Here is a 21,253-nt window from a genome sequence, read left to right as displayed (position 1 = left end):
AGATGATTGAAATTGTATTTGGTGAAAGTGCCTGTGGAAGTTTGAAAATTGCCCAAACTTACGGCAAGGGAAAGTATAGAGGAAGTGCTGTTTCAATATTTATGAGGCATGAAGACGGGAGTGTTCCATCTTCAGATGAAATGAAAAAAGCACAGCTTCAAGCACAGGAACAAGAACGCATTGCTTGGGAGAATGCTATTCCATTGGGAGGCAAGAGCTGTGATGTTTATTGTTTTGATATGGCTCTTAGTGTGGGAGATATTTCTGATAATGGAATTGGCGAACAGCGGAAAAATGTTTTCAAGAAAATGCTGTCTGTCTGCTTTGTAGAGGATTTAGATTATCAGGTTGAAGAAAAAATACAGAAAATTAAAACTACATTGACCTCAGTGATTGAACGATATGTAGCTGGGGAAGAAATTCGCATTTGGTATAGCTATAATCCAGATGAGCTTTGTGGTATGTATTGGCTTATGAAACAACTTCAACCCTTAAACTGCCAGACAACAATTTATTTGGTTAAGTTACCTACATGGGAATATGGAAAAGAAAATACTATGACATCCAAAATAGCATGGGGCGAGGTCTCTCCTGGCGAATGGGGAAACTATATAACTCTACAAGAGAAAGCTAATCCTGTATTTCTTTCAGCTTGTGCTATGAAATGGAATCAACTTCAAAATGAAAATGCACCTTTGCGTGCAATGTTAAATGGTAAATTGCAAAGCGTTTCAGAAGATATATATGATAGTTTCATTCTTCGTGAAATTGCGGAACAGCCAGAGCAATTCAAAATGGCTATTGTCATAGGTAATGTTTTAGGAAAATATCAACTTGGAATTAGTGATGTATGGATTTCCAATCGCATTGATAAAATGCTTGAAGATGGTGTGTTGGAAATTATACAGGACGCACCAAAGGGAGAAACAAATTATCGCCGAATATTAAGAAAACGAATGAAGTAATAACCACAGCACAAACCGCTGCTACATGGAATCCAACAAACCATGCAACAGCGGTTTTCCTTTACCGTTTTTTTCTCTGGTTGATAGGCGTTCCCGTTTTCTTTGATTTTTGGAGAATCCGAATAAGCCAGCGAAATTCTTCATCTGACAGATTTTTATAGTTGATACCGAGCTGCTTGCAGTAAAGCACTGCCAGTTTTTCCAAACGGCTGCCCTTGAAATTTTCGACCGCTTCCAGATTTTCTTTCAGTTCATTGGCAACAGTGGTCTGGGGCGCACTCTCACTATCCTTTTTATGGGTTTCCCGAATATCCCGGATAATCAGGTTTAGGTCATCCAGAACCATGTGGCTGAAATATTCATCATCACTGATATGGGCGGCTTGCAGCACTTTCAAATGTGGGTCATCTTCGCCAGGGCGATACCGTTCTATGATTTCATGTCGGACAGTATCGACAAGGGTGTTGAGGTTTTGAATCTGCATGGTGGCAATCCCATCCACATAAATCTCAATGTCCGCAAGAAACTTGATAAAGTCCTTATGGGTGGCAAGTTCGCAGAGCAGACGGTTGTTGATCCGACCGCTTTTCAGAAGTGCAACCATTTCATCGTTCAAATGCAGCTCCGTCAGTGGCGTGTTGATCTGCTCCCTGTTCTCTGTCCGGCACAGCAGATAATCGACGGAAACCCCATAGAAGTCTGCCAGCGTGATAAGGTTGCCATGATTGATTTCCTTAAAATCTTCTTTTTCATAACTGCCAAGGGCTGATTTAGAAATACCCGTTAGTTTTGATAGTTCTTCCAGATTTAAGCCTTTGTCCTTGCGGAGTTCCCAAAGGCGTTCCTGTATGCTTGTTGCTCCTTTCATGGGCACACGCTCCTTTCCAACGGTTTCATTGCTGCCGCTTATCTGGATTATATCACACTTTCCGTAATCGTGGAAATTTCTGATTTTTACCCTTAATTCCTACTTTGTGGACATACGGCACAGGGCACAAAAATGTTCTATGATACAGGTAGTTCATCGATGGATTATTCCAATCGAATGACCAGCCTGTGTGGGATATGCTTCCCCGGCGATGTAGCGCCATGAATTTTGGCAGGGATATGGAGGAACCCTGACCAAAACGAGCGTACCAAAGGGAGCGATACGCCGCTGTGAGATTCAGGGGAGGAACGACACCGGGGAGAACTGGCGAACTGACACCGAAATGATACCGAAACACAACAATCTGATAGGGGGACAGTCTACCCTATCGCTGATACTTCGGGAGATTTTAAGCGGCTCTATGGCTGTAATTTTACCGAAAATCGCCCCGAAACCATACACTAAAACGGGAGGAAGCGCAATATGCCGAGAATGAGCAAAAAGAGGAAGTATGAGCTTTCCTTTTACCTCAATGACCGGGGGCGTGTCACTTACAACGAATTATGCCGGAAATGCCAGCATGGGTGCAAGCAGAGCTTCCGGGCGGTTGTGATTGACTGCCCCTGTTATTTATCCAAACGAGCAAAGAAAAAGGAGGAACACACAGAATGAATTTTGAATTTATGACGATAGACACACCATTGCCGCCCTGTATGCCTTTTCCCAGAGCGTTGACAGGATTTCCAGTCAGCAGCACCGCAAAGGTCATGTACTGCCGGATGCTGGACGCTATGCTCTCCAAAGGGCAGGAGGACGAGAACGGAATCCTCTTTGTCTGCTTCCCTGTCACAGCCATTGCCGCAGTCCTGTCCCGCAGCTCCATGACGGTCAAGCGTTCTCTGAATGAACTGGAAACTGCCGGACTTATCATGCGGGTGCGTCAGGGCATTGGAGAACCAAACCGGATTTATGTGCTGATACCGGGAAAGGAGGACGCTGCCCTTGCCTGATACCTCAAAGCTGGAAAAACTCAATCGGGAGTTGGAAAAAAGCGAAAAGAAACTGCGGAAAGCCATCAATGATGAAAAGGCATTGCAGCACCAGTTGAAACAGCTTACCCGAAAGGAACGGACGCACCGGCTCTGTACCCGTGGCGGTATGCTGGAAAGTTTTCTGCAAGAGCCGGAACGCCTGACAGATGATGATGTCATGCTGTTGTTGAAACTCATTTTTCACAGACAGGACACGCAGGAACTATTGAAAAAACTGCTGGAACGGGAGATGCCGGAACCCCCTTAGTTTACTAAGGGCGCAATTATACACCACCCAAAGGTTGGTGCATTGCGTTCTCCGAAGGCTCCTCGCCGGAGGGCTGTGATTTTCCGCAGTCATGGTCTGCTCCAAATCATACAGGGGACGCTACGCTTCCCCTGCGCTGGCTGTCGCCAGCTACCCTTTTGTGGACTTGCCGCCCGGAAACACCTTGCGCTGCAAGCTGTTCCCGTCCAGCAAGTTTTATCAGTCGAGCTATCCTTATCTACGGTAATTTAGTATAATAAGGTCAAAAAACAGAACGCTATCATTGTGCAACCGATATGCAACTGATAATTGCTTGATAGTTGGTGGTAGCAACACGGTAATTCAGATAGAATAAAGCCAACAAAGAAAGGAGGTCATCCAAATGTTAGTAAACATCATTATGATTGTAGTCGGAATAGTTTTCTCATGTATCTTTGTCGGCTTGCTTATCCTTGTTATTCGTGCATTGCTTAAATATATCCGTACAGAGAAATGAAGCCAACAGCAACATTAGGAGGTGGTCAAATGAAAGTAACCGTATTTATGATAATCGTTGGAATAATTTTCTTATGTATCTTTGTTGGTTTGCTTACCCTTATTGTTCGTGCATTACTCAAATATATCCATTCAAAAGATGTACGGCAGGAAAAATCCGTAGTGAGGAAATCGTTGGGTGAAGCACTCAAAGTACACAGAACACAGTGCAAAATGACGCAGGAATTTGTTGCTGAAACGATTGGTGTTAGCAGGCAGGCTGTTTCAAAATGGGAAAATGGAACATCCGACCCTTCCACATCAAATCTTTTTGCACTTGCAAAACTTTACGGTATTTCTGTTGAAGAATTACTAAAAGAAGTTGAATAATCTTCATGCAGATATTTTATTTCATCATCGGGCCACCCTGACCCGAACTTTCAAAACTGAATACCAGCCGCCCACCGGCGGCACCACCGAGCAGGAAATCTGAAAAGGTCTCCTGCTTTTTTTCTGCCCCAAATGAGGTGGTAAAACGCCACCCCATCCACCAATTACCGAAAGGAGGGACACGAAATGCCCTGTCCACACAACGAAATCTCGATTGTGCAGCGAAGCCAACAGCAGTCTGCGGTTGCCGCCGCTGCCTACCAGAGCGGCGAAAAGCTGTTCTGTGGATACGATCAGGAAGTGAAGCACTACCCGGAAAAGCGTGGTATCGTCCACAATGAAATCTTGCTTCCGGCAAATGCCCCACGGTCGTATGCAGACCGCAATACTTTATGGAACGCCGCCGAAGCGGTGGAGAAGCAATGGAATTCCCAGCTTGCAAGGCGGTGGGTGCTTACCATCCCCAGAGAGATACCGCCCGACCAGTACGCCGCCCTTGTCCGGGATTTCTGCAATCAGCAGTTTGTTTCCAAAGGAATGTGCGTGGATTTTGCCATCCATGACAAAGGGGACGGAAACCCTCACGCTCATGTCATGCTGACTATGCGGGCAATGGATGAACATGGGAAATGGCTTCCCAAGAGCCGCAAGGTTTATGACCTTGACGAGAACGGGGAACGGATAAAACTTCCGTCCGGCAGATGGAAAAGTCACAAGGAAGATACGGTTGACTGGAACGACCGCAAGTATTGTGAAATCTGGCGGCATGAATGGGAGATCATCCAGAACCGCTATCTGGAAGCCAACAACCGCCCGGAGCGGGTGGATCTCCGTTCTTATGAAAGACAGGGGCTTGATATTATCCCTACCGTCCATGAGGGTGCTGCTGTCCGGCAGATGGAAAAGCGAGGGATTCAGACCAACATCGGAAATCTGAACCGGGAAATCAAAGCCGCCAACAGCCTGATGAAGTCTATCCGGCAGCTTATTAAAAATCTCAAAGGCTGGATTATCGAGCTTAGTGAAAAACGAAAAGAACTGCTTGCGGAAAAAGCTGCGGAGGAAGCGGTATTTCTTCCCAATCTGTTGATGAAGTACATGGAGGTACGAAAGGCAGAACGGAGCGACTGGACACGGGCGGGACAAAACCGTGGAACTTCCAAAGACTTAAAGGCAGTCAGCGAAGCCCTGTCCTATCTTCAGAGAAAGGGACTTTCCACCGTGGAGGATTTGGAAAACTTTATAGAAACGTCCGGGAAATCTGCCGCCGACTACCGAAAGCAGATGAAGCCAAAGGAAACCCGCAGCAACGTGATTGACGCTATCCTTGCCGCCCGGACGGACTGTAAGGAATGTAAGCCCGTTTATGAGAAATACCAGAAGATATTTTTCAAGAAAACTAAGGAAAAATTCAAGCTGGAACACCCGGAGGTTGCCCGGTTTGAGAAAGCCAGTGCCTACCTTGCCAAGCACCCGGATGATAAGGACAGCACGAAAAAGGAGCTTTTGCAGGAACAGGCGAAGCTTGTGGGCGAAATCGCAGACTTGAAAGTACCGTTGACCGAGGTGCAGGAAGATTTGAAGAAGCTGCGGGACATCCGCTACTGGGTACGGAAAGCCACACCCGGCACAGAGGAAAGCAAAGAGCCGCCCAAGAAGCAGCCCCTCAAAGAAGTCTTGCAGGATAAGGCTGACGAGAAGAAAGCACAGAAAAACGCCCCGGCGCAGACGAAACACAAACAACAGGATATGGAACTTTAACAGGCACTTGCCATTTTCAGATTGAGAATGATAAGTGCCTTTTCTTTTTTACAAGGAGGAATTGATTTGAATGTATTTGAAGCTGTGAAGCAGTCCGTTACGACAAGACAGGCTGCGGAGCATTACGGAATCCGGGTAAACAGAAACGGGATGGCTTGCTGCCCGTTCCACAACGATAAGACCCCCAGCATGAAGCTGGACAAGCGTTTCCACTGCTTCGGATGTGGTGCAGATGGGGATGTGATTGATTTTGTAGCTGCCCTGTACGGGCTGGGGAAAAAGGAAGCCGCCGCACAGTTGGCGAGTGACTTCGGGCTTGCCTATGAGGACTGGAAGCCACCGGGCAGGGCAAGGAAGCCCAAGCCCCGGCAGAAATCCCCGGAAGAACAGTTCCGGGAAGCAAAGGCACATTGCTTCCGTGTCCTTGCCGATTATCTACACCTCTTACGGGTATGGAAAACCGACTATGCCCCGCACTCCCCGGAGGAAGCGTTTCATCCCCGGTTCGTGGAAGCCTTACAGAAGCAAGACCAAGTGGAATATCTGCTGGATGTGCTGCTCTTTGGGGAGACAGAGGAAAAAGCAGCTTTGATTACGGACTACGGGAAGGATGTGATACAGCTTGAAAAGCGAATGGCAGAGCTTGCCGCCGCAAACGCAGCAAGAACTAAAAAACACCATGAACGCCATGCAGCCGCCCCAGAGCATTGAGGAAATCAAGGCGGGGCTGGAAACTACCGAGAAAGGCGGTGTCCGTCAGAGCATACGGAACTGCCTGACCATATTCCAGCGTGACCCGCTGCTTTCCGGGGCTATCGCATACAACATCCTGACCGACCGCAAGGACATCATAAAGCCCATCGGCTTCCACAGGGAAAGCACCGCCCTGAACGATACGGACATGAAGTATCTGCTTCTCTATCTGGAAGAAACCTACGGGCTTACCAATGAGAAGAAGATTGATAACGCCATCGGGATTGTGGCGAATGAAAACAAGTACCATCCCATCCGGGACTATCTCAATACCCTTGTGTGGGACGGGACAGAGCGAATCCGTTTCTGCCTGCGGCACTTTCTGGGGGCTGACGCAGACGATTACACCTATGAAGCGTTGAAGCTGTTCCTGCTGGGCGCAATCTCACGAGCCTTTCAGCCGGGGTGCAAATTTGAAATCATGCTCTGTCTGGTAGGCGGTCAGGGGGCTGGCAAGTCCACCTTCTTCCGTCTGCTGGCAGTCCGGGACGAGTGGTTCTCCGATGATTTGCGGAAGCTGGACGATGACAATGTGTACCGTAAGCTGCAAGGTCACTGGATTATCGAAATGTCGGAAATGATGGCAACCGCAAACGCCAAGAGCATTGAGGAAATCAAGTCATTTTTAAGCCGGCAGAAAGAGGTTTACAAGATACCCTATGAAACCCACCCAGCAGACCGCCCCCGTCAGTGCGTGTTTGGCGGCACTTCCAATGCCCTTGACTTCCTGCCCCTTGACCGTTCCGGCAACCGCCGCTTTATCCCCGTCATGGTGTACCCGGAGCAAGCCGAGGTTCACATTTTGGAGGACGAAGCCGCTTCCAGAGCCTATATCGAGCAGATGTGGGCAGAAGCGATGGAAATTTACAGAAGCGGCAGGTTCAAGCTGGCTTTCAGCCCTGCCATGCAGCGGTATCTCAAAGAACACCAGCGGGATTTTATGCCGGAGGACACCAAAGCCGGGATGATACAGGCGTATCTTGATAAGTACACCGGGAGCATGGTCTGCTCCAAGCAGCTCTATAAGGAAGCTTTGAACCATGCCTTTGACGAGCCGAAGCAATGGGAAATACGGGAAATCAACGAGATTATGAACCAATGCATTGACCGCTGGCGGTACTTCCCGAATCCAAGAATGTTTTCCGAATACGGCAGACAAAAGGGCTGGGAGCGTGAAAACCCGGCAACGGACTTATGCAACCCGTCTGAAAAAGCAATGGATGGCTTTGTGGAGGTCACAGAACAGATGGAGCTTCCATTCTGAAAATGACAGCCCGTTGCACCCCCTGTTGCTATCCCGTTGCCGAGCCGGTTGCCGGGGAAAACCCCTTATTTCCGGGCTTTTCTCCCTTATAACAACCAAAACAACAGAAAAATAAAAGAAAAGTATAAATAGTAATCATCGCCAGATTGAGATTGTTTGCAAGGTCTTTTGAAGCCCGTTGCCGGACTTCGTTGCCGACACCCTCTGTCTGGCTATTTTCATGTATGGAGGATAACTGCCTATGGCAAAAAACAAAACAGAGATTCATGTGACTACTGTGTTTGACGGGGAGCTTGACGCAACCGATGTGTTCGTCAGCCTGATTTCCCAGAAATATGGAAAGACAAATTCAAAAGAATATCTTGCTAAAAAGAAAGATTTGAAGTATAATGAAGATGAGGTTCAAAAGAGCCAGATACCGTCTGGATTGTGTGGGTAAATGGCTATGATGAACGAAATGGAATACAGAACAATCGGTTCGGCACTTGCCGGGGGCTATCGTGCGGCGGTCTATTGCAGGCTGTCAAAGGACGATGACCTGCAAGGCGAAAGTGCCAGTATCGCAAACCAGCGTGATATGCTGGAAAAATACTGCGAAAAGCAGGGATGGGAGGTTGTGGCAGTCTATCAGGACGATGGTTTCACAGGTCTTAATATGGAGCGTCCTGATTTACAGAGAATGTTGAGAGCCATTGAGCGCAGGCAAATCAACCTTGTCATCACGAAAGACCTCAGCCGACTGGGGCGTAACTATCTGCAAACCGGGCATTTGATTGAGGACTTTTTCCCAAGAAACGGTGTCCGCTATATCGCCATGAATGACGGTATCGACACCCTGCGTGATAACAACGATATTGCCCCGTTCAAGAATATCCTGAACGAGATGTACAGCAAGGATATTTCAAGAAAGTCCATTCCTCTTATCTTCTGAAAGCGCAGAAAGGACAGTTTACCGGGTGTCTTGCCCCCTTTGGGTATCGGAAAGACCCAGAGGACAGAAACCATCTGCTCATTGACGAGGAAACCGCCCCGATTGTGCGGCTGATTTTCGGATATGCCCTAAACGGTCATGGTCCGAACTATATCCGCAGACGGCTGGAGGAAGAAAAAATCCCCTGCCCCACATGGTGGAACCGGGAACGGGGGCTTCGCAATACCCGCACCAAATGGGAAAAGAAAGACCCGGAAAACGGGCGGTATATGTGGGACTTCTCCGTTATCAAAGACCTTTTGATGAATCCCGTCTACACTGGGGCGATTGCTTCCCAGAAAAAGGACTACCGCTTCAAAATCGGCACGATTGGGGAAAAGAAGCCGGAGGACTGGATTGTGGTGGAGGGACAGCATGAACCGCTGATTGACCGCATGAGCTTTGACATTGTGCAGAACAAGCTGAAATCCCGCCAGCGTCCGGGGCAGACCAATGAAATCAGCCTGTTTGCCGGACTGATAAAATGCGGCGAGTGTGGGAAGTCGCTGACGATACGCTACACAAACGCAAAACATCCCCAGCAGATTTATTCCTGCAAGACCTACAATGCCTTTGGAAAGAACCACTGCACCCAGCACCGGATTGATTATGACACCCTTTACAGCCATGTGCTGCGGAAAATCCGGGAATGTGCCAGAGCTGCCCTGATGGACGGGAAAGCGGTTGCCGACCGCCTGACTAATACCTGTGAAGCCGAGCAGCGGGAACAGCGGGAAGCAATGGAACGCTCCCTTACAAGGGACGAGGAACGGATTGAGGTTCTGGATAAAATGGTCATGCGGCTTTATGAGGATATGATTGCAGGGCGTATCAGTGAGCAGAATTTCAACACCATGCTGGAAAAGACACAGACCGAGCAGACGGAGCTTAAAGCAAAAGTGTCCGAGGGCAGAAAGCGGCTGTCCGATGAAGCCCAGCTTGCCAATGACGCAAAACAATGGGTGGAAGCCATTCAGGAATATGCCAACATCACAGAGCTGGACGCAGCCACCCTTAACCGCTTAATCAAAGAAATCGTCGTGCATGAGCGCATTGACGAAGATAAAACAAGACACATTTCTATCGAAATTCATTTTAATCTCAAACCCATCCCAGAGGTGGAACAGGTCACTGCCTGACCTGTCCCGCCGGGACGGTTCTCTTAAAAACACCATATAGATTTTTTGTACGCCGCCGCCCGCCATCGAGCAGAGTTTTACACCTAATTGGGGATAAAACAGCTCATGGCGGGTGGCGGTATTGTAATTGTGGCACAGACGGTAATTCCGCAGCTTACAAGCCTGTTTTCCTAAGTCATGGGAGCGATTCTCGACAAGATAACTGAATTTATAAAGGAAATACTGCAAGGGTGGGTCATGGACAACCTTACTACGATGTTTACAGATGTGAATGATAAGGTCGGAACAATCGCAGGGGAAGTCGGCAGGACACCCAGTTCATGGAACAGCGGAGTGTTTTCTATGATAGAGAACCTTTCGGAAAATGTGATGATACCCATAGCGGGCATGATCATCAGTGCGATACTCTGCTATGAGCTGATTACAATGGTCATGGATAAGAACAATATGCATGAAGTAGGAAGCGAGTTCTTTTTCCGTTACCTTATCAAAGCCTGTATCGCTGTGCTGCTTCTCAGCTACACCTTTGACATCACAATGGCGATTTTTGATGTGGGAAACCATATCGTGACCAGAGCAGGCGGTATTGTTTCGGGTTCCACTACCATTGATGTGACGGATACCCTAAAAACCATGTTTGACAGTCAGATTGATACAATGGGCATCGGCGAGCTGATCGGGCTTGGTATCGAAACTATGATTGTCAGCTTATGTATGAAAATCATCTCCCTGCTTATTACCGTCATGCTTTTCGGGAGAATGATTGAAATCTACCTTTATATTTCAGTAGCTCCGGTTCCCTTTGCCACATTCAGTAACCGGGAATGGGGCGGTATCGGCAACAATTATATCAAGGGACTGTGTTCACTGGCGTTTCAGGGATTTTTCATTATGGTATGCGTGGCAATCTATGCGGTGCTGGTATCCGGCATTGCGGTTGCGGACAATCTGCACACAGCACTGTGGTCGGTGGCAGCTTATACCGTTGTTCTGTGTTTCAGCCTGTTCAAGACAGGTTCCCTTGCGAAATCAATCTGGAATGCTCATTAGAACACATTTCAAAGAAAGGAGGGAACAGCCGGGGCTTGCAGTATCAGCTCCGGCTGTGATGTTATGGCAATATCCGTAGCAGTGCCAAAGAATTTAAGCGGCATAAAGACAAAAGTAGCGTTAAATCTGACGAAACGCCAGCTTATTTGCTTCAGCGGTGCAGGTGCGGTAGGGATTCCCTTTTACATTTTTACAAAAGGGTTTATCGGCACACAGGCATCGGCACTTTTGATGGTAGCGGTCATGCTGCCTTTTTTCTTTCTGGCAATGTATGAGAAGGACGGATTTCCGGCAGAGAAGATTCTGTATTTTATGATAAGGCAGAAATTCCTCACACCGGGGATTCGTCCCTACAAATCAGAAAATATTTACAGAAGATTAGAAGAAACAGAGCGTATAAAAGAGGAGGTGCGTAAACTTGAAGAAAAAGCAGGCGGCAGAAAAGCCGGACAGACATAAGAAAAAAGGAAAAACGAAGCCGGGGCTGACCTTTGTGGAGCGGAGAAGGCTTGCGGAGTTAAAACACATGCTTGCCGGAACGAATAAAAACGCAGAAAAGCCCACCACAGCACAGAAGACCATTACCTTTCAGAAGATGTACCGGGACGGTATCTGTCAGGTCACTTCTGGCTTTTATACGAAAATGGTGGAGTTTTACGATATAAATTATGACCTGCTGGAAATCGAGGATAAGGGGGAAATACTGGAGGAATACAGCAGGCTTATCAATTATTTTGACCCGTCTATTAAATTTGAGCTGTTCCTGTTCAACCGACAGGTTAACGAGCAGACCTTAATTGACCAGTTTGACATTCCATTGCAGGCAGATGATTTTGATGATATTCGTGAGGAATACACGCAGATGTTAAAGAAACAGGCTGCAAAGGGAAATAACGGTATTATCAAATCAAAGTATCTGATTTTTGGAATTGAGAGTAAAGGCTTTAAGGAGGCAAGGGCAAAACTTGTCAGCATTGAAGCAGATGTGATTAAAAATTTGACTAATCTGGGCACACACGCTAAGAGCCTTGACGGAAAGGAACGTCTGCGTATCCTGCATGAGTATTTTAACCAGGATACTATGGAGCCTTTCCGTTTTTCTTTTAAGGAACTGGCGGAGTCGGGAAAAAGTGTGAAAGATTACATCGCTCCGCCGGGATTTGATTTTCGCTATCCGAGTCGTTTTAAGGCGGGAAAAATGTATGGCAGTGTGCATTATCTGGATATTATTGCCCCGAAGTTTGATGATGAGTTGTTGAAAAAGCTTCTTGATCTGGATGCGAACCTGACTATTACCATGCATATGCAGACAATGGATCCGGTCAAGGCGATTAAGATGCTAAAAGGTGCTTTGACGAATATTCAGAAGATGAAGATTGAAGAGCAGAAAAAGGCGGTAAGGTCAGGTTATGACATGGACATTCTTCCAACGGACATTATCACTTATGAAAAAGATACCCTTGACCTTTTGGACGATTTAAACAGCAGCAATCAGAAAATGGTAAAGATGACATTTCTTCTGACCTGCTATGGCAGAAACAAGCGGGAACTGGAAAATATCACGCAGAGGGTATCCGGCATTATCCAACAGGCGAACTGCAACCTCAGATGTATGCAGTATTTACAGGAGCAGGGACTGATGGCATCGGCACCAATCGGGTGCAACGATACGGGAATTGAACGGGATTTGACAACAAAGAGTACCGCTATCTTAGTACCGTTCTGTACGCAGGAATTATTTATGCCAGCTCCGGCTATTTATTATGGTTTAAATGCCCTTTCCAACAACATGATTATGGCAGACCGGAAACGGCTTCGTACACCAAACGGTGTGATTCTTGGTACACCGGGAAGTGGTAAGTCTTTTAGTGCAAAGCGTGAGATTCTTTCCTGTTTCCTGATGACAAAGGACGATATTGTGGTCTGCGATCCGGAGGGCGAGTATTTTGCCCTTGTGGGAGCATTGCACGGACAGGTGGTAAGGCTGGCAACCAATTCCAAAGATTATTTAAATCCGATGGACATTCAGCTTTCCCATAAAGGGGATAAGGAAGCCTTAAAGCTGAAATCCGATTTTATCATTACTCTGTGTGACTTGATTGCCGGAGGAAAGAACGGTCTGGAAAATGATGAGAAAGGTATCATTGACGAATGTATCCGTCATATTTACGATGCTTATTTTGAAAATCCCGTACCGGAGAATATGCCTATCCTTGAGGATTTGTATAATGCCCTGTTAGAGCATAAGAACAAAAAGGCAGAACGGATTGCAAACTCCCTTGTGCTATATGTGCATGGTTCGCAGAATTATTTTAACCACAGGACGAATGTAGACAGTCAGAACCGTATCATGTGCTTTGACATCAGGGACTTGGGAAACCAGTTGAAAGAGCTTGGAATGTTAATCGTACAGGATGCGGTCTGGAACAGGGTATCGCAGAACCGGGAGCGTAAGATTGCCACCCGCTATTATTGTGATGAGTTCCACCTTTTGCTGAAGGAGAAGCAGACCGCTATCTATTCGGTGGAAATCTGGAAGCGTTTCCGTAAGTGGGGCGGTATTCCTACGGGGCTGACGCAGAACGTAGGCGATTTTTTGAAGTCGGAGGAAATCGAGGGAATCCTCGGCAATTCCGATTTTGTATATCTCCTGAATCAAAATGCAAAGGATCAGGCAATCCTTGCAGATAAGCTGGGATTGTCAGAAAAACAGCTTGCCCATGTAACCAATTCCGAGCCGGGGTGCGGACTGATTCTGTTTGACAACGTGGTTATTCCGTTCGTAGATAAATATCCGGTAGATACCAAGACCTTTGCGGTTATGAATACCAAACCAGAGGAAAGTGTAAGGCAGGAGGTAAATGAGTAGTGGCGGAGAAAAAGAAACAGAAACCGGCTGCATTTGCACAGGAGAAAAAAACCTTTACCGGAGAAATTCCAAAGAAAGCAAACGAGGGTAAAGGTAAAAAATCCGCAGCATATCAGCCGAGAGATGCAGATACCACTTCTGGACACGATGTCCAGAGGTCGAAAAATACAAAGAAGTATCAGAAAGCAGATGCTTCTGGACAGAATGTCCAAAAGTCCGAGGGAGCAGAAGCCGGAGAGAAGTCTAAAAGCGATTTTATGCAGCCGGACAGCACTTTTACGGAGGAAGCCGGAGAGGAGCAGGGTAGAAAAATTGCCAGCGATGACTACCGCCACAGGGACACCTATCATTCGTCACAGAAAAAGGGCAGGTATCAAAGGCGGGAGATAAAGAGCCGGGAGCGAGTAAAGCAATTTGATTTTGAACAGGATTTCCAGACAAAGGACACTACCTTTACCGAAGAGGCAGAACCGGAATTTCATGGAAGCAAAAAGTTAGACCGACTGCAAAAGAAAGCGGAGAAAGCCAGAAAAAAGACGGAAGCTGCAAGAAAGAAGATTCCAAAGAAAACGGAGTATTCTCTGGAGCGTGTTTTTGATGAAAAGACGGGCAGAACAAAGTATGTATTGACTTCTGTAAAAAAAGAGAAACCATTCAAACCGGACAGTCCGGTAAAAAGAGCGGCTGGCAGGGTGGGAATGGAATCTTCTAATTTTGCCCATAGTAAGGTTGCCGAAGTGGAGAAAGAAAATTCCGGTGTGGAGGCTGCCCACAAGACAGAGCAGAGCGGGGAAGATGTTTACCGCTTTTTCAAAGGGCATTACAAAGGGAAAACGGAAAGACGGAGAGCGAAAGCTGCAAAGCTGGAGAAAAAGCAGATGCAGAAAGAGGTCAATTTCCGTTATCAGAAGTTCTTGGAAGAAAATCCGGAAATGCAGGAAAAGACCATTCAGAAGCAGTTGCAGAAAAGACTGCAAAAGCAGCGTATCAAACGGGAATATGCAAAAGCAAGACGGGCGGGACAGACAGCGAAAGCCGCAAAGGAAACAGCGGCGAAGTCCGGGAATCTTTTTACAGCGGCAGCCAGAAAGATACAGGAGATTGCATCAAAAAATGTTTCGCTTCTGCTTGCCATAGGAGCCTTTTCGGTGCTTCTTGTGATGATTATGACAGCAGTATCTTCCTGTGGGGCGATGTTTGCCGGAGGAATCAGTACCACGCTGGCAGGAAGTTATATGAGCGTTCCGGCAGAAATAGATGCGGCAGATTTAGCTTTTTCTGAACTGGAAAAAGAATTGCAGGCAGAGATTGATGCCATAGAAACCACTTATCCGGATTATGATGAGTACCGTTATAATCTGGCATCTATCGGGCATGACCCATTTGCACTGATCAGCTATCTGTCGGCAGTCCATACGGAATTTACTGCAAGTGAGGTACAGGCAGAAATAGAATATCTGTTTGATGAAATGTATGAGTTGACACTAAATCCTACAGAGGAAACGAGGACAAGGACGGTAACAAAAACAGGCACTCATACGGTAACAGACCCGGTTACGGGGGAAACAACAGAAGAGGAATACGAGTATGAAGTGGAAGAGGAATATACCGTAACCATTCTGGAAGTGACCCTGACAGCAAAAGATTTAAACGTAGTAGTTGCCGGACGCATGAATGAGGAGCAGAGAGAAATCTATGCTTTTTATAACCAGACCCACGGGCTGACACAGCAGTTTTATAAGCCCCTTGATTTATATTGGTACAACTATGTGAGCAGTTATTATGGCTGGCGTATCAATCCGGTCACAGGGCAGGAACAGTTACATCGGGGCGTAGATATTGCAGTACCTACCGGAACAACCGTATATGCGGCGATGGACGGGACAGTAACTACCGCAACTTATGACAGCTATTACGGAAATTATGTAGTGATTGAAGATGAAAAAGGCTACTGCACAAAATATGCCCACATGGATACCTTAAATGTCCGGGCAGGACAGAGCGTGACGCATGGAAATGTGATCGGAACAACAGGGAATACGGGAAGCAGTACCGGAAGTCATTTACATATCGAATGTCTGTATCAGGGGGAATATTATAACCCTCTTTTTTATTTTGAAGCAGGCACGGATACGCTGTATGGCGAAACGCCGGGCAGCGGAAGCGGCGGAGGAAATGTGATACCGCCGGATTCCTATGACGATGCAACCGTGCAGGCACTTATGGAAGAAGCGGCGAGATATTTAGACTATCCCTATGTATGGGGAGGCTCCAGTCCGTCCACCAGCTTTGACTGTTCCGGTTTTGTCTGCTGGGTATTTACAAACAGCGGTGTCCATAACCTGCCACGAACCACAGCACAGGGCATTTATAACCAGTGTACGCCTGTGTCGGCGGCAGATGCAAAGGCGGGGGATATTATCTTTTTTACAGGTACATACAATTCGGGCGTACCAGTCAGCCATGTGGGGATTTACTGCGGAAACGGGGTCATGATTCATTGCGGAGATCCAATCAGTTACGCTTCAATCAATTCGTCCTATTGGCAGAGCCATTTTTATGCGTTTGGAAGATTATCAGGAAATTAAAATAACAGGAAGTGAGGAACGATGACGAAAGAGAGAATTGTAAAGGAGCTTTCCAAAGTCCGGGAACAGCTTGCGGGATTGCAGGCGAGGGAGAGGGATTTGGCGGAACAGCTTCAGATGGCAGAGGATGCGGAGAAGATGAAATTCATTGAAAAGAATAAAATCTCTCTGGATCGGCTGATTCTGTTAAACAAGGTCAGCGAAGAAGAAATTATGCGTCTGCTGAAAGAAAAAGAGCAGAAAGAAGCAGCACAATCAGAAGAAAGGGAGGCTTACAGCCATGAAGAACAGGAAGTTATCATCTAAGGCAGTTATATCACTGATATTGTCCGCTGTGCTATTTACCATGCCTGCGGTAGCGTTTTCTGTAAATGGGAACTACGCAATCAGCGCTTTTGCCGAAGAAACAAAAGAAACCGAAGAATCCAAACCGGAGGAAAGTACGGAGCAGACACCCGGCGAAAGTGAAACTGATGTCAGTACGGAGGAAAATACAGAAAACAGTACCGAGGGAAGCACGGAAGAAACTACGGAGGGCAGCACGGAGGGAAGCACCGAAGGCGGCACCGAAGAGAATACAGAAGGCAGTACCGATGAAAGCACCGGGGATGGCACTGTATCGGGAAATGATAAACCGGAGCCGGTATGTAATTGCGAAGATCAATGCGGTGCGTATGAGTATGACAAAAACTGTCCCGTCTGCGTCACAGATTATAAGCTCTGTACCTATAAAAAACCGAATGTGAGTATCAAAATCAGACAGCCGGAGGAGTGGCATAATGACATTGTTTCCGTTTCTTTCAGTGTAAAAGATACCGCAGATACGGGGAATTTTGAAATCGCAAAGATAGAGGCAAAGGTAGGGCAGAATGGAAGCTGGACAGATGTGACGGAGGAAAAGAAATTAAGGATTTCCGAGAACTGTACCGTGTATGTGCTTGTCACAGACCAGAAAGGCAATACCTATGAGAAGAACCGTGCCATAAAGTGCTTTGATACCGTAAAGCCGACCTTAAATGCGGCAGTCAGTGACGGGCTTTTAAGCATACAGGTACATGATACGGATTCCGGTGCAAAGGCGGTATATGTCAATGGATATGAGTTTACAGATCTGACGGGCGGTACGTTAAATATCCGCCTCCAGCAGTTTGACGCAGGGTATGAGTATTTTACCATTTCTGCAATGGACAATGCCGGAAATATGTCTGAGGTTTATAAAACGAAAAATCCGTACTATAAAGACCCTGCCGATACCAGTGATGGGAATCCGGCGGAGCAGCTCCCGGAGAGTGCGACCCCGACGAAACCGGGGAGTGCTACGGGAACCGTGACGGAGCATACCAAAACAGACAGTAACGGAAATACCACATCACAGACAAGTCCTGCCGAACAGAAAAAGCAGGCAATGAAAGAAGCTGCGGAGGCAGAAAGCGGGAAAACAGAAAGTACGGAAAAATCCGGTCAGGGCAAGGAGTTTTATACTATTCAGACCGCCACGGAGAAAGTTTTCTATCTGATTATTGACCGGGACGGAGAGGAAGAAATGGTATATTTTTTGACTGAGGTTACGGAAAATGACCTGTTAAATGCAACTTCCGATAACAGTGAAACCTTGCCGAAAAATTCCGCTGCGTTGGAATCTGCAATTCCGAATGGGGAGAGTGCATTGCCAAACAACAACGGAGAGCAGGCAGATACAGAGGGAAAGGAAACGGAAACAGAAAAAGGTACGGAAGGTGCAGAGAGTACGGGAAATACAGAGGAAACCGAACCGGAGCCGGAAGTGAAAGAAGCACCGAATCCGATGATTTCGTATGTGCTGATTGGTAGTCTTGCCTTAATCGTTATCGGAGCTGCTTATTATTTTAAGGTTGTCCGCAAGAAAAAAGAGGACTTTATCGAGGACGAAGATGAAGATGAGGAAGATAACGAGGAGTATGAAAACGAAGATGAGGAATCGGAGGAAGATACGGAAGAAGATTTCTTTGACGAACAGGAGGAATAAGGTATGCAGTTGGTGGTTACAGAGAAGCCCAGCGTAGCACAGGCAATTTCCCATGTGATCGGGGCGAAAGAGAGAAAAGACGGTTACATGGAGGGAAACGGATTTCTCGTTTCATGGTGTGTAGGACATCTGGTAGAGCTGGCACAGCCGGAGATGTATTCAGAAGCATGGAAAAAATGGAGCTATGAGAGCCTGCCCATGATACCGGAGCAGTGGCAGCATGAAGTGAAAAAGGAAACAGCAACGCAGTATAAAATCTTGAAAAATCTGATGCACGATACAAGAGTTGAAAGTGTGGTGTGTGCCACCGATGCCGGACGGGAGGGAGAACTTATCTTCCGTCTGGTATATGAACAGGCAGGCTGCCGGAAACCAATGAAACGCCTGTGGATTTCATCAATGGAGGAGAGTGCAATCCGTGACGGGTTTGAAAACTTAAAGCCGGGAAGCGATTATGACAGCCTGTACCAGTCTGCACTTTGCAGACAGCAGGCAGACTGGCTGGTGGGATTAAATGGTACGAGATTATTTACTGTACTGTATGGCGGAAAGGTATTAAAGGTGGGCAGAGTACAGACGCCCACCCTTGCCATGCTGGTAGACCGTGAAGTGAAGATTATGAATTTTGAAAAAGAGCAGTATTACATGGCTCATATTCTGATGGATGGGATAGATGCCATGACAGAACGGATTGACGATAAGGCAAGGGCAGAAAGTATTGCTGCAGCGTGTGAAAGTCAGAGTGGAGTGGTTCGTTCCGTTATAAAGGAAAATAAAAGCGTTGCACCACCAAAACTTTATGACCTTACCACGCTTCAGCGGGATGCCAACCGTATCTTTGGTTTTACTGCAAAGCAGACATTGGAGTACACCCAGAGCCTTTATGAGAAAAAGCTGGTCACTTATCCGAGAACGGACAGCCAGTATTTATCCGATGATATGGAAGAAACTGCAAAAGCGGTAATCGGGGCAGTTTATCAGGCGATTCTCTTTGAGGAACAGACCGGAGCAGAGCCGGATATAAAAAGAGTGTTGAACAGTAAAAAAGTGACCGACCACCATGCAATTATTCCCACCATAGAAATTACAAAGACAGACCTTTCCGCTGTGCCGGAGGGAGAAATGAAAATCTTATCCCTTGTCGCTAATCGTCTGTTATGTGCAACCGGGAAAAAGCAGTTGTATGAAACGGTAAAAGCAGAGTTTTCCTGCGGTGGTTACAGCTTTCATGTATCCGGAAAAACGGTTCTGCAGAACGGGTGGAAAGAATTTGAAGCAGCATTGAAACGTACCTACCGGGTAGAAAAAACAGATGAGGATAAGGAAGAGAAGAAACTGCCGGAGCTTTCTGAAGGCATGACGTTTCCAGTTATCCAGACAAAGGTAACAGAGCATTTCACGCAGCCTCCCAAACATTTTACCGAGGACAGCCTGCTTTCTGCGATGGAACGTGCCGGAGCAGAGGATATGGGCGATGAGGTGGAACGCAAAGGACTTGGCACACCTGCCACCAGAGCTGACATTATTGAAAAGCTGGTCAAAGACGGTTTTGTGAAACGGGAGAAAAAGCAGATGCTTCCCACCGAGGACGGGATGAAGCTCATTACTGTTCTGCCGGATATGGTAAAATCCCCGAAGCTTACAGCAGATTGGGAGAATACGCTGACTTTGGTTGAAAAAGGCGAATACACCATGCAGGAGTTCATGGATGGCATTGAAGATATGGTGCGGGAGCTGGTGCAAACCTACCACAGTATCAGTGACGATCAGAAGTCTTTGTTTGGAACGATGCAGGAAGTGCTTGGAAAATGCCCGAAATGCGGCAGCGATGTAGTAAAAGGAAAATTCGGTGCTTACTGCAAACAAAAATGCGGCATGAATGTGGGTAGGGCAATGGGAGCAACGTTTTCCGATACACAGATGAAAAGTCTGCTTGAAGGGAAAAAGACCCTTGTGAGAGGATTAAAAGGGAAAAAGGGAAGCTACGATGCGTACCTGATTCCGGAGGGAATTGAGGATTATTCTTATATCAAAGACGGAAAGGAAATCAAAGGTTCGCAGTACAAATTCAAGATGGAATTTCCACCGAGAAAAAGCAAGTGAAAAGGAGACAGAAAAATGAATACAGAAATGAAAAAGACCGTTGTTTACAGCACCGGAGATAAAATTTTAAACATTATGAAAGAGCAGGATATGGATATTCCAGAACTTTCTTTGCGGTGCGGTGTCAGGGAAGATGTATTGATGGATATTCTGGCAGGTATCCGGGAAGCAGATATAAGTACGCTCTGCAAAATTGCAGACGGACTGGAGATTTGTGTACGGGAGCTTTGCCCTGATGAAGAAAGCTATGTCGTTCCGGTGGAAAAAGATATCCTTGCAAAGCTCATTGTGATCAGCGAGCTGAAGGAGATGGAATTGGAGGAGCTGATTGGCACAATTCTGGAAAACGGTATCGAAGAACACGGTTTTTATGAATAAGGCGGCGGGGGTTATCCCCTCCGTCATTTTGGAGGAATGCTTATGGTAACAAAATATCAGATGATTTCCTATCTGGCGGAGGATACCGCAAAAGAGATAGCGAAAAACGGGCAGGAGTGGACAAGGTATCTGACTACCGCTGCAAGGCTTTATAAATATCCGTTCAATGAACAGATACTTATTTTTGCACAACGACCGGATGCAACAGCCTGTGCGTCCCTTGAACTATGGAATGAGAAGATGAATTGCTGGGTAAACCGTGGAGCAAAGGGAATTGCCCTGCTGGATACGGAAAATTCCTATACAAGATTGAAATATGTTTTCGATGTGTCCGACGTACATAAGGCAAGGCGGATAGGACGTGATCCGAATTTGTG

At 46.7% G+C, this 21,253-nt stretch carries 19 protein-coding genes and 3 pseudogenes; 20 read left to right on the top strand and 2 right to left on the bottom strand.

What is annotated here, in order from left to right; all coding sequences use genetic code 11:
* The first annotated feature begins 2 nt into the window (after positions 1 to 2).
* The gene (locus tag FN001_RS01350) at positions 3 to 965 is read left to right on the top strand and encodes a DUF3658 domain-containing protein (RefSeq protein WP_005927687.1); all 963 of its coding nucleotides are present in this window, start codon (positions 3 to 5) and stop codon (positions 963 to 965) included.
* A 61-nt stretch (positions 966 to 1,026) separates the two neighbouring features.
* On the opposite strand, the gene FN001_RS01345 is transcribed toward FN001_RS01350, so the two are convergent.
* Positions 1,027 to 1,833: a helix-turn-helix domain-containing protein gene (locus tag FN001_RS01345; protein WP_005924756.1), complete on the bottom strand. Its 807-nt coding sequence runs from the start codon at positions 1,831 to 1,833 to the stop codon at positions 1,027 to 1,029.
* Between the two features lie 483 nt (positions 1,834 to 2,316).
* On the opposite strand from FN001_RS01345, the gene FN001_RS01335 reads away from it, so the two are divergent.
* From FN001_RS01335 to FN001_RS01305, 7 genes are all read left to right on the top strand, one after another.
* A complete protein-coding gene (locus tag FN001_RS01335; protein ID WP_005927683.1) occupies positions 2,317 to 2,505 on the top strand; it encodes a hypothetical protein in 189 nt (62 codons plus the stop codon).
* Positions 2,502 to 2,843, top strand: a complete 342-nt coding sequence (locus FN001_RS01330; RefSeq protein WP_005927681.1) for a DeoR family transcriptional regulator — start codon at positions 2,502 to 2,504, stop codon at positions 2,841 to 2,843. The genes FN001_RS01335 and FN001_RS01330 overlap by 4 nt, the downstream gene beginning before the upstream one ends.
* A complete protein-coding gene (locus FN001_RS01325; protein WP_005927679.1) occupies positions 2,836 to 3,132 on the top strand; it encodes a DUF3847 domain-containing protein in 297 nt (98 codons plus the stop codon). The genes FN001_RS01330 and FN001_RS01325 overlap by 8 nt, the downstream gene beginning before the upstream one ends.
* A 525-nt stretch (positions 3,133 to 3,657) precedes the next feature.
* Positions 3,658 to 3,996 carry a helix-turn-helix domain-containing protein gene (locus FN001_RS01320; RefSeq protein ID WP_003509323.1) on the top strand — a complete coding sequence of 113 codons (339 nt, stop codon included), beginning with the start codon at positions 3,658 to 3,660 and terminating at the stop codon, positions 3,994 to 3,996.
* A gap of 186 nt (positions 3,997 to 4,182) precedes the next feature.
* Positions 4,183 to 5,757, top strand: a complete 1,575-nt coding sequence (gene mobQ, locus FN001_RS01315) for a MobQ family relaxase (RefSeq protein ID WP_008394607.1) — start codon at positions 4,183 to 4,185, stop codon at positions 5,755 to 5,757.
* Between the two features lie 66 nt (positions 5,758 to 5,823).
* Positions 5,824 to 6,468, top strand: a complete 645-nt coding sequence (locus tag FN001_RS01310) for a CHC2 zinc finger domain-containing protein (protein WP_142410546.1) — start codon at positions 5,824 to 5,826, stop codon at positions 6,466 to 6,468.
* Positions 6,437 to 7,774 carry a virulence-associated E family protein gene (locus FN001_RS01305; RefSeq protein WP_142410545.1) on the top strand — a complete coding sequence of 446 codons (1,338 nt, stop codon included), beginning with the start codon at positions 6,437 to 6,439 and terminating at the stop codon, positions 7,772 to 7,774. The genes FN001_RS01310 and FN001_RS01305 overlap by 32 nt, the downstream gene beginning before the upstream one ends.
* Positions 7,775 to 7,802: 28 nt before the next feature.
* Here the strand turns inward: FN001_RS01305 and FN001_RS18655 are convergent, their stop codons facing one another.
* Complete coding sequence (locus tag FN001_RS18655; RefSeq protein ID WP_004612762.1) at positions 7,803 to 8,042, bottom strand: hypothetical protein; 240 nt, start codon at positions 8,040 to 8,042, stop codon at positions 7,803 to 7,805.
* Here FN001_RS18655 and FN001_RS01295 point away from each other — a divergent pair.
* The 12 genes and pseudogenes from FN001_RS01295 to FN001_RS01245 all read left to right on the top strand — a co-directional run bounded on the left by FN001_RS01295 (position 8,016) and on the right by FN001_RS01245 (position 20,876).
* Positions 8,016 to 8,213: a hypothetical protein gene (locus tag FN001_RS01295; RefSeq protein ID WP_006873181.1), complete on the top strand. Its 198-nt coding sequence runs from the start codon at positions 8,016 to 8,018 to the stop codon at positions 8,211 to 8,213. The genes FN001_RS18655 and FN001_RS01295 overlap by 27 nt on opposite strands.
* Positions 8,214 to 9,883 (top strand): annotated as a pseudogene (locus FN001_RS01290) (recombinase family protein).
* Positions 9,884 to 9,988: 105 nt separating this feature from the next.
* On the top strand, positions 9,989 to 10,057 hold the full coding sequence (locus FN001_RS01285) for a hypothetical protein (protein ID WP_082241415.1): 69 nt from the start codon (positions 9,989 to 9,991) through the stop codon (positions 10,055 to 10,057).
* 3 nt (positions 10,058 to 10,060) lie between these two features.
* On the top strand, positions 10,061 to 10,933 hold the full coding sequence (locus FN001_RS01280; protein WP_038259682.1) for a VirB6/TrbL-like conjugal transfer protein, CD1112 family: 873 nt from the start codon (positions 10,061 to 10,063) through the stop codon (positions 10,931 to 10,933).
* A 63-nt stretch (positions 10,934 to 10,996) separates the two neighbouring features.
* The gene (locus FN001_RS01275; RefSeq protein ID WP_002596354.1) at positions 10,997 to 11,392 is read left to right on the top strand and encodes a PrgI family protein; all 396 of its coding nucleotides are present in this window, start codon (positions 10,997 to 10,999) and stop codon (positions 11,390 to 11,392) included.
* A 67-nt stretch (positions 11,393 to 11,459) separates the two neighbouring features.
* On the top strand, positions 11,460 to 13,802 hold the full coding sequence (locus tag FN001_RS01270) for a VirB4-like conjugal transfer ATPase, CD1110 family (protein ID WP_418536083.1): 2,343 nt from the start codon (positions 11,460 to 11,462) through the stop codon (positions 13,800 to 13,802).
* A 257-nt stretch (positions 13,803 to 14,059) separates the two neighbouring features.
* Positions 14,060 to 15,895: pseudogene (locus FN001_RS01265) on the top strand (M23 family metallopeptidase); the annotation flags it as partial.
* 114 nt (positions 15,896 to 16,009) lie between these two features.
* Positions 16,010 to 16,390: pseudogene (locus FN001_RS18650) on the top strand (C40 family peptidase); the annotation flags it as partial.
* Positions 16,391 to 16,411: 21 nt separating this feature from the next.
* Positions 16,412 to 16,696: a hypothetical protein gene (locus FN001_RS01260; protein WP_002596357.1), complete on the top strand. Its 285-nt coding sequence runs from the start codon at positions 16,412 to 16,414 to the stop codon at positions 16,694 to 16,696.
* Entirely contained in the window at positions 16,671 to 18,395 is a 1,725-nt protein-coding gene (locus FN001_RS01255; RefSeq protein WP_002596358.1) for a CD1107 family mobile element protein, read from the top strand. Before FN001_RS01260 ends, FN001_RS01255 begins: the two co-directional genes overlap by 26 nt.
* Positions 18,396 to 18,398: 3 nt before the next feature.
* Positions 18,399 to 20,498, top strand: coding sequence for a type IA DNA topoisomerase (locus FN001_RS01250; RefSeq protein WP_014081130.1), 2,100 nt, complete (start codon positions 18,399 to 18,401; stop codon positions 20,496 to 20,498).
* Between the two features lie 15 nt (positions 20,499 to 20,513).
* Positions 20,514 to 20,876 (top strand): helix-turn-helix domain-containing protein, encoded by a 363-nt coding sequence (locus FN001_RS01245; protein ID WP_002596360.1) that lies wholly within the window; start codon positions 20,514 to 20,516, stop codon positions 20,874 to 20,876.
* Positions 20,877 to 21,253: the final 377 nt, after the last annotated feature.

Origin of the sequence: Clostridium sp. Marseille-P7770, from assembly GCF_902143525.1 — a bacterium.
GTDB lineage: Bacteria > Bacillota > Clostridia > Lachnospirales > Lachnospiraceae > Pilosibacter.
This window is presented reverse-complemented; position numbering and strand designations above follow the sequence as displayed.